The 2163-nt window shown below is 69.3% G+C and carries 1 protein-coding gene; it reads right to left on the bottom strand.

The genetic code is table 11. The features are described 5' to 3' along the window. Nucleotides 1–722: 722 nt before the first annotated feature. Nucleotides 723–2163: tetratricopeptide repeat protein (locus D575_RS0100030; RefSeq protein WP_018143864.1), on the bottom strand; the 1441-nt coding region annotated here is incomplete at its 5' end.

The raw sequence follows: 2163 nt of genomic DNA, 5'->3' as shown, positions 1-2163 counted from the left end.
CGACGCTAGAACGCTTTCTAGTCTTGATGGCCCTCCCCCCGGGGCATCGAGTTGAGGGCTCCCTTCGGGGAGCCCTTTTTTTGTTCCGCGATCCGGGCCCGGTACTACAGCCCTCATGGACCCTCGCGCGAACCGGCCACCCTCTCCCGTCACTGCCGGCAATCATCCGGCGACTGGCCATGTTCGGACTCGCACCACCCCGGGCCGACGCTCGCCCCCCTTCGGATGTCCGCCTGGCCTGCCAGGGCAAGACTATCCATGCACCACTCGAACTCGAGCCCCGTCCTTCCGAGGCGTGTGAGGCTAGCGCCCCGACCAAGATGCAAACGGGCCGGTAGCACCACGACCGGACTGCGCGCCGCGCCAGGTCTCGGGATACACGGGGCATCACCGCGATGCCGGCACATTCATCAGCGTCTCCCAGGCACCGGCGAAGACACCAGAAGCATGGCAGTGGGCCGTAGTCGAGGGGACGGATAAGCCGGCCCCGAAACCGTGGCATTGACTCACCCCTGCCGAGATCCGGTCGCGGGCCGTGCCGACCGCCGCGAGCGAGCTCCCCGGCCGAGCGCAGCCGTCAGAGGCCAGACAACGAAGTAATGTCCGGGCCGACCCGGGATTACAGGACCGACCGGACGGAGGGATGTGCGGCGACCAGGCTGACGCACACAAAAAAGGGGCCGCTCTCGGCAGCCCCCTTGATCGACCGGTTCGTGCCGGGTCTACAGGCGATCGAGCAACGCCTCCGCATCCGCCCGCTGGGGGAACTGGTCGTGCCCGTCCAGCACGCGACGCAAGCGTTCAGCAGCGGCGTCGCGCTCGCCCTGTTCGCTTTCCGCCCAGGCCAGGTGGTACTGAATGCCCGGATCATCCGGGGCAAGCTCGCTGGCACGGCCAAGGATGTCTGCGGCCTCTGCGGGCTCACCGGCGTGGATCAGCACCGCACCCAGGGTGTCCAGCACCGGAGCCGCCTCCGGTGCCAGCTCGGCAGCCCGGCGCGCATGCTCCAGCGCCTGCCGGGTATCACTCTCGCGCAAAGACCATGCGAGGTTGTTGCGCGCAATCACGTCGTCGCCATCCTGCTCGACGATCCGACGGTACGAATCCATCGCTCCGGACCGGTCGTCCGCCGCCATCTGCTGCGCCGCGTGGATATGCCATGTCGCCAGGTCCTGCGGATTTTCATCCAGCCAGGCGGCCAGCGTGGCCCGCCCGGCATCGCCATCCCCGGCTTCGCGCTGCGCCTCCGCCAGTGCATGCACCCAGTCCCGACGTTGCGAACCCGGGTCCGCCAGTGCCGCCCGGTAATGCCGCACGGCGGCGGCTGGGTCGTCCCGCTGCATAGCCGCGCGGCCCAGCAAGGCCTGGACCTCGCTGCGGTTCTCGTAGAGCTCCTCCAGGCGCGCCAGATGGGGCTCGGCATCGCTCATGCGTTCCTGATTGAGCAGGCCCCGGGCCAGAAGCAGGCGGGCCCGGTAGTGGTCCGGCTGCTGCTCCAGGAGCTCGCGAAGCGTGCTCTCGATCGCGGCATCGTCACCGGCCTGCGCATGCGCGCGGGCCAGGGCGAGACGCAGGTTCACGTTGTCCGGCGCCTGTTCGACGGCCTCCGCGAGACTTGTCACCGCGGCATCCGGACGATTGAGACTCTGCTGGACGTCCGCCAGCGCATACAGCAGGTCCGGATTCCCGGGGTGATGTTCACGCGCAGCGAGGAGCGTCTGCAGGGCCTGCTCCGGTTGGCCGCCCTGAAGCTGGATCTGGGCCAGGGTGAGATGCGGCGGCAGCAACTCGGGCTGCGAGTCGATGGCCGTTTGCAGCCAGCGCGCCGCCCCCTGGTGGTCGCCATCCTGCAGGCTCATGTTGGCCAGGCGCTGGGCCGAACGGGCATGCCCCGGGTCGCGCTCCTGGATCGCTTCCAGCACCTCGCGCGCCGCCCCGCGATTGCCGACCTGGAGCTCCAGGCCAGCGAGGTTCATCGCCACGGATACATCGTCCGGGTCCAGCGCGACGCCCTCGCGGAAGGCCGCCCGGGCCTCGTCGGTTCGCCCCAGCCCCATCAGGGCAGCGCCCTGCAGGCTCAACGGACCGGCCGCTTCCGGCTGGAGCTCCTGCAGACGCTGTGCCCGCTCGAGTGCCTCGTCGTAGCGTCCTGTCTGCAACAGG

It is taken from the genome of Thioalkalivibrio sp. AKL6 (assembly GCF_000376905.1).
Taxonomy (GTDB): domain Bacteria; phylum Pseudomonadota; class Gammaproteobacteria; order Ectothiorhodospirales; family Ectothiorhodospiraceae; genus Thioalkalivibrio; species Thioalkalivibrio versutus.
This window is presented reverse-complemented; position numbering and strand designations above follow the sequence as displayed.